8 protein-coding genes and 1 pseudogene are annotated in these 6,067 nt (G+C 70.1%); 6 read left to right on the top strand and 3 right to left on the bottom strand.

Going from position 1 to position 6,067, the window contains the following annotated elements:
- Window positions 1-106 precede the first annotated feature (106 nt).
- The 3 genes from ACFVX6_RS40410 to ACFVX6_RS40400 form a co-directional block, all read right to left on the bottom strand.
- Window positions 107-550: a DUF2267 domain-containing protein gene (locus ACFVX6_RS40410; RefSeq protein ID WP_389699571.1), complete on the bottom strand. Its 444-nt coding sequence runs from the start codon at window positions 548-550 to the stop codon at window positions 107-109.
- 50 nt (window positions 551-600) lie between these two features.
- Window positions 601-996 carry a DUF2267 domain-containing protein gene (locus tag ACFVX6_RS40405; RefSeq protein WP_389699570.1) on the bottom strand — a complete coding sequence of 132 codons (396 nt, stop codon included), beginning with the start codon at window positions 994-996 and terminating at the stop codon, window positions 601-603.
- Between the two features lie 107 nt (window positions 997-1,103).
- Complete coding sequence (locus tag ACFVX6_RS40400; RefSeq protein WP_389699569.1) at window positions 1,104-1,538, bottom strand: Hsp20/alpha crystallin family protein; 435 nt, start codon at window positions 1,536-1,538, stop codon at window positions 1,104-1,106.
- Between the two features lie 129 nt (window positions 1,539-1,667).
- Here ACFVX6_RS40400 and ACFVX6_RS40395 point away from each other — a divergent pair, with 129 nt between their 5' ends.
- The 6 genes and pseudogenes from ACFVX6_RS40395 to ACFVX6_RS40370 all read left to right on the top strand — a co-directional run bounded on the left by ACFVX6_RS40395 (window position 1,668) and on the right by ACFVX6_RS40370 (window position 6,035).
- Window positions 1,668-2,342 (top strand): HSP18 transcriptional regulator, encoded by a 675-nt coding sequence (locus ACFVX6_RS40395; protein WP_389699568.1) that lies wholly within the window; start codon window positions 1,668-1,670, stop codon window positions 2,340-2,342.
- Window positions 2,343-2,420: 78 nt separating this feature from the next.
- Window positions 2,421-2,816, top strand: a complete 396-nt coding sequence (locus tag ACFVX6_RS40390; protein ID WP_389699567.1) for an STAS domain-containing protein — start codon at window positions 2,421-2,423, stop codon at window positions 2,814-2,816.
- Between the two features lie 155 nt (window positions 2,817-2,971).
- Window positions 2,972-3,445 carry a hemerythrin domain-containing protein gene (locus ACFVX6_RS40385; RefSeq protein ID WP_389699566.1) on the top strand — a complete coding sequence of 158 codons (474 nt, stop codon included), beginning with the start codon at window positions 2,972-2,974 and terminating at the stop codon, window positions 3,443-3,445.
- A gap of 167 nt (window positions 3,446-3,612) precedes the next feature.
- Window positions 3,613-3,978, top strand: a pseudogene (locus ACFVX6_RS40380) (isochorismatase family cysteine hydrolase); the annotation flags it as partial.
- Between the two features lie 180 nt (window positions 3,979-4,158).
- Window positions 4,159-4,659, top strand: a complete 501-nt coding sequence (locus tag ACFVX6_RS40375; protein WP_389699565.1) for a hypothetical protein — start codon at window positions 4,159-4,161, stop codon at window positions 4,657-4,659.
- A 290-nt stretch (window positions 4,660-4,949) separates the two neighbouring features.
- Window positions 4,950-6,035, top strand: a complete 1,086-nt coding sequence (locus tag ACFVX6_RS40370; RefSeq protein ID WP_389699564.1) for an ALF repeat-containing protein — start codon at window positions 4,950-4,952, stop codon at window positions 6,033-6,035.
- Window positions 6,036-6,067: the final 32 nt, after the last annotated feature.

The following is a 6,067-nucleotide window of genomic DNA, read 5'->3' as shown; positions in this document are numbered from 1 at the left end:
GTTACTGCTACTATTGACCCGTGACTTGTGGTAGAACCAACTGCTGGACTGAGGGCCCGACCCCTGCATCGGGGTCGGGCCCTCACCGCTGTAACAGAGCGCCGGATCAGGCTGCAGGCTGGACCTGGCGCAGTTCCGCCTGGCCGAAGAGGAGGGCGTAGCCGCCGGGGAGCTGGTGGAGGATGCGGGCGAGGAGGTCGGGCCCCGCGAGGCGGGTGACGACGGCGAGTACGGCGCCGGTGTCCCAGCGTGCGGTGGCGGGGGTGGCACCGGTGCGGGTGGCCAGGTCCTTGACGAAGCCCCAGCCGGTGAGCTGTTCGGTGTCGGGGATCTGGGCGGTGAGGGTGAGCGCGGCCTCAACGGGCAGGCACTGTGCGAGGTCGACGCGTTCGTCTCCGGTGACTTGCCTGCCGAGGGCGGCCAAGACCGTGCGGACGGCTTCCTCGGCGCGTTCGCGGGTGGGGTACGCACCCTCGTAACGCACACGTTCCAGCATCTGCTCGAACGACATGGCGGGTGGGGCCGGGTTCGGTCGAGGCTGGTCGTACATGGCTGCGGTTGCCTTTCTCTTCGAGGGTTCGGGTCTGCGGCCGATTTCGCTCAAGTGGGCTGGGGGTGGCCGAAGAGGAGGTCGTAGCCGGGCGGGAGCTGGAGTAGGACTTCCCGGGTGAGGACGTCGCCTGCGGCTGCGGCCGCGGTGGACAGGACGGCGCCGATGTCCCACAGGGCCGTTCTCTCGGTGGCGCCCTCGATCCAGGCCGCGGTCGCGCGGACGAACCGTTCGGGCGAGAGGGGCTCGGTGGCCTGGAGGGGGTTGAGGAGGATCAGGGCGTAGGTCTCCGGCAGCCGGGCCGCGAGCTCGGCGCGCACGCTGCCGGCCAGATGGGCGCCGAGGAGAGCCAGGACGACGCGGGCAACGCGATCGGCGTCATACGTGGTTTCGTACTCGCCGCGTTCCTGGACCTGGGCCAGGAACGACTCCCTGCGCATCGACATCACGACACCTCCGTGAAGGGGTGAAGGGGCGAAAGGGGGGCGGAGGGCGGGGTGCCGGAGGGGGATCGGCTCCTCCCGCCCTCCGCTGCCGACTGGTGCGGGTGGGTTCAGCCGGAGATCTGCTTGCGGCCGGACTCGCCGCCGATGCTGATCTTGCGAGGCTTGGCGCGCTCGGCGATCGGGATCCGCAGGGTCAGGACACCCGCGTCGTAGTCGGCTTCGATGCGCTCGGTGTCGAGGGTGTCGGCCAGCATGACCTGGCGGGAGAACACGCCGAGGGGCCGCTCGGAGAGCTCCATCTGCACGTTGTCGGACTTGCCCGTGGGCCGGCGCTCGGCCTTCACGGTCAGCATGTTCCGCTCGACGTCGATGTCGATCGCGTCCGGGTTCACGCCGGGGAGGTCGAAGGCGATCACGTACTCGTCGCCCTGCCGGTAGGCGTCCATCGGCATGACCGACGGCTTCGACCACGTACCCGAGCTACCCGACAGCTGCTGGACGATCCGGTCCATCTCGCGGAACGGGTCAGTGCGCATCAACATCGCGAAACACCTCCAGTTGGTTCAGGCAGAAACTGCCAATGCGCTTCAACGTGCCCCTGTTGTAACATGTCATCGAAACGATGACAAGCACGATGTCACCTGAAGGGTGACATGGACGGGGAGAGTGCTATGAACGAGCCCGCCGAGTCGCTCCCACCCATCCCGTTCGTGGCTGCCGCCGCGGCCCTGGAAGCCATCAACCAGGCCGTAAAGGACGCTCAAGATCCGCGCACGGGCACCCCCGGAGACCGGCTGCATCCCTCACCCGACACGGCCGCCGGTCCGGACCCGGCGCTGGCCGCACTGGTCATGCTGCGCAAGATCCGCGAGGAGCTGGCCGGCTGGGAGAGCGGACTGATCGAAACCGCCCGCGAGCACGGTGCGAGCTGGGCCGACCTCGCGGGCCCCCTCGGAGTCGCCAGCCGGCAGGCCGCCGAGCGCCGCTACCTGCGCCTACGCCCCGGCACCGCCGGGAGCACCGGAGACCAGCGCGTCCAGGCCACCCGTACCACCCGCGCCGCTGAGCGGACCGTGACCGCCTGGGCCCGTGACAATGCCGCAGACCTGCGCCGCCTCGCCGGGCAGGTCACCTCGCTCGCCGGCCTGCCCGCCGGCGCCGAGGGCGCCGTGGGAGACCTGAATCAGGCCCTCGCACACGACGACGCCGCCCGCCTCGTCCGCCCACTGGCCGACACCCGGCCCCACCTGCGCTCCCAGGACGCCGACCTCGCCGCACGCATCGACGCCCTGACCCGCCACACCGACCAGCTCCGCCAGGACACCCACGACCAGCGCCACACCTGACCCACTCCCCCGGACCGGCAACCGGCCGTCGAGCCCGGGGGCCGAGAGCACACCCACAGAGCCAAGGAGTGAACCGTCATGGTCGAACACCCGGACCCGGAAGCCGACGGCAACACCATCGCCGTGGAAGTCCTGGACCGCACCGTCGAGGTCAGGCCCACCGGAGAGATCGACATTGACACAGCCCCCTCCCTGCACGTCGCCCTCACCGAAGCACTCGCCCACGCCTCACCGGCCAAGGACCTCGTGGTCGACTGCAGTGGCATCACGTTCTGCGACTCCTCCGGACTCAACGCGCTTCTCGCGGTACGGCGCGCAGCGCAGGAAACCAGCACCGTCATCCGCCTGGCAGCCCCCAACGCCCAGCTCCAGCGCATCTTGGAAATCACCGGCACCCTCTGCCTGTTCCCCGTCAGCCAGGACCCGCCGGCTGCCGGCCGTCCCCGGCTATGCCCGGACGGGCTCCCGCAGTAGGCCGACTGGTGGTGTGCGGGGAGCGTACGGCGCCGGCGGATCGCCCGTCCGGACCAATTCCCTGCCCGAGGCGGTCCGCGCGGCTCATCACCGGGTACACGCCGTCAGGGTGGCCGTCCGCGCTGCCCGTTACGACGGAGCGCAGGAGGCACCTGGTGGACGGAATCGTGCTGCTGAAGGAAGACCACAAGACGGTGGAGAAGCTGTTCAAGCAGTTCGAGAAGGCCGGTGACGGCGCGCATGCGGAGAAGCGGAAGATCGCCGACAAGGTGATCGACGAGCTGACCACGCACACCTGGATCGAGGAGAAGATCTTCTACCCGGCCGCCCGGGAGGCCGCACCCGACACCAAGGATCACGTCCTGGAGAGCATCGAGGAGCACCACGTCGTGCTGTGGATGCTCTCCGAGCTCAAGGACCTCGACGCGGCCGACGAGCGGTTCGAAGCCAAGATGACCGTCCTCATCGAGAACGTCCGCCACCACGTCGAGGAAGAGGAGAAGGAGTGGTTCCCCGACGTCCGCAAAGCCATGGGTCGCAACCGCCTCGCCGAACTCGGCGAGCAGATGGAGAAGGCGAAGAAGAAGGCTCCGGGCGAACCCCTTGCCGTCCCCAGCGCCAAGAGCTGACCTGCCGAACAGCGCCGAAAGCCGGCCTACCGGCCGACGCCACCTGACCCTCGTCACCAGGCCTGTTGGACCAGGAACCTGCCCCGGAACTGCGTGACCGGCACGGATCTGCGTTGCTTCTTCCGGGGCGTCTGAGACGCTTGTGGACATGGCGAAGACCGCGCTTGTGGCGCTCCCACCACGGGGAGACCTTGGACGCAGCACTCGCCGGCCCGCACGCCGACCTGGTCGAGCCGGTACGGCCGGACGAGGCCTCGTACTTCGTCATCAAGGCACGCCACTCGATCTTCTACGAGACACCGCTCGCCTACCTCCTGGCAAGCCTCGAGGTATCGCACCTCGTCATGTGCGGGCAGGTCACCGAGCAGTGCGTGCTCTACTCCGCCCTGGACGCCCACATCCGCCACCTCACGGTCACCGTCGCCCGTGACGCCGTCGCCCACATCCACCAGGACCTGGCCGACGCCGCCCTGCGCATGATGGAAGTGAACATGGACGCCCGGATCCTGCCGGCCGCACAAGCCCTGCACTGACACCGGCGCTCTCCCACAGCCCCAGCGGGCCCATGCCGGCCGATCAGGGATGGGGGGAAGCCCCCTCCGGGACTACCGCCGTGACAGCAAGGCCCCAGCCGAACATCTGTCGAACGCGCTGCACCGGAACGGCCGGTCGCGAAGGGCATCAGTCGCCTCTGGCGGGGCAGACGCGGATTCATGTCCGGAATTCACGCACGTCCCACGAGCGCACTGTTCCGTTCCGTCCCCGACGTCGACGCAGCGCCAGCCGCCCATGCGGCCCGGCAGGGGCGTCGCGGTGGTTTCGTCAGGAGGCTGCGGCGCAGGCTCCTCGCCTACCGGGACATCCAGTTCTGCTCCACCCGCATACCTGGCGATGGTGCGGGTGTGGAAGAGGACTGCCTGTTGCTGGTTCACGTCCGTAAGGTCGTCGGCCAGATCCACTACCGCACCTGCCCCACCTGCGGTGAAGGTGTGATCACCGGCATCGACATCGACAACCACCTCCTGGCTACAGGAATCGGCACCCGCGCCCTGTCTCACCTGCATTCCCGCCATCCAGGCATCACCTGGCGCAGCACGCTGACCCTGCGCACCACACGTGACCTGCTGCGCCGGATGCGCATCCCCGTGGGCACCGCGGGTGCTCTCTGTGCTCATGCCCGCACCCGGGAGGCCGCGGAGGTACAGGAATCCTGAACGCTCCTGGCCGGGCGCTCGAACGGCCCGCGAAAGACGAGCTGTGTGAAGCGTGCTTCACGCCGGGCCGGCCTGTTTTCAACCCCGTTTACAGTGCCCGGTGTGGGCAAGAGCGGACGGCAGCTGCTGGATGAGGTCCGCCACGTGCTGGCGACTACTGGCTTCGCAGAACGGGACGGCGCCACGGGCGGCTTGGTCCTGCGCGCAGAAGCAGATGGTGTGCTCATAGCCTGGCAGCCCGCCGAGGTCGTCCGGGCGGCAGACGTCAGGTGCTCGCCTCGTTGGCCGGGGTGGCTGCCGGTTGCGCCCTGCCGAACTGCACGGTCCTCACCCGCCCCGCGTACGCGGCGAGCGGAGCCCCGGTGCCCGAGGGATCCGGGCTGCCGGACACCGACCGCGGCAAGGTGGTCTGGGCGTACCGGACGGGCGGCCGTGCCGTCCGCACCGCAGCGGCCGCGGCCCTGGTGGGCAGCGCCGCGGACGTGAGGACGTTCCTCGACGACAAGCTCCCTGCCGCCCGGGCCGAGGACAACAGGTTCACGCGCACGCGCTCACTGGTCACGGCGGGCAAGGCGACGCGCGAGGACATCGGCGTGGCACTGTCCGGTGGCGCGGCCGCTGTCGAGACCCTCCTCAACGGCGGTCAGTCCACCGCTCAGGAGGAGGACGACCGTGTGCGGGTGACGTCCATCCTCGTGACGGCGTCGCCGCAGGTACGGGCGTACGCGCAGCGGGCACTGGACGACGGGACTCCGAGGGCGATCCGGTGGTTCCTGGACACGGGCCAGTTCATCGCCCGGGCGCGTGACGAAGAGACGGCGACGGTCCAGCAGCTGGTCAAGGTCGTGGAGGAGGAGGGGCTCCGCGCCGGCCGGAAGACCGATGAGGCCGTCGAGATGTCCCAGCAGGCGGTCAAGGCGTCCGAGAAGGCGAAGGAGGCGGCGCTGGAGGCCAAGGCCGAGGCCGAGGCCGAGGCCGCCGAACACGACGTCCAGCGCTCGGCCAGGGCGGCGAACAAGGCCGCGGATGCGGCCAGGGGTGCGGCCTCTGCAGCGGCGACCGCGGTGTCGGCCTCGCGGTCGGCGCAGGCCGCCGCGCAGCGTTCGGTGGCGGCCTCGCAGGCCGCAGCCGCGGCGGCCGCGGCGGCAGGACGCGCCGCGACCGCTGCGTACAGTGCCGCGATCGGCGCCTCCAAGGACATGGCGTTGGCGGGCGCGGCCCGAGCGGCGGCGCAGTCCGCCAAGTCGATGGTGCAGCTGGTCCGCACCGTGGCCCAGAAGGCCGACCTCGCGGCGCAGGCCGCTGACGCGGCCGCTTCCGCGGGCGATGCCGCCGCCGGCTCGGCTGCGAACGATGCGGCCGCCGCTCGGGCATAGGCCGACTCGGCCGCGGCCTCCGGTGCCGCACA

Origin of the sequence: Streptomyces sp. NPDC058289 (assembly GCF_042880975.1) — a bacterium.
GTDB classification, from domain to species: Bacteria; Actinomycetota; Actinomycetes; order Streptomycetales; family Streptomycetaceae; genus Streptomyces; species Streptomyces stoeckheimensis.
This window is presented reverse-complemented; position numbering and strand designations above follow the sequence as displayed.

What these genes read in the sequence shown, in the direction of transcription:
- ACFVX6_RS40410 (WP_389699571.1), bottom strand. Translation starts at nt 550, where the DNA reads ATGTACGACCAGCCTCGACCGAACCCGGCCCCACCCGCCATGTCGTTC.
- ACFVX6_RS40405 (WP_389699570.1), bottom strand. Translation starts at nt 996, where the DNA reads ATGTCGATGCGCAGGGAGTCGTTCCTGGCCCAGGTCCAGGAACGCGGC.
- ACFVX6_RS40400 (WP_389699569.1), bottom strand. Translation starts at nt 1,538, where the DNA reads ATGTTGATGCGCACTGACCCGTTCCGCGAGATGGACCGGATCGTCCAG.
- ACFVX6_RS40395 (WP_389699568.1), top strand. Translation starts at nt 1,668, where the DNA reads ATGAACGAGCCCGCCGAGTCGCTCCCACCCATCCCGTTCGTGGCTGCC.
- ACFVX6_RS40390 (WP_389699567.1), top strand. Translation starts at nt 2,421, where the DNA reads ATGGTCGAACACCCGGACCCGGAAGCCGACGGCAACACCATCGCCGTG.
- ACFVX6_RS40375 (WP_389699565.1), top strand. Translation starts at nt 4,159, where the DNA reads ATGTCCGGAATTCACGCACGTCCCACGAGCGCACTGTTCCGTTCCGTC.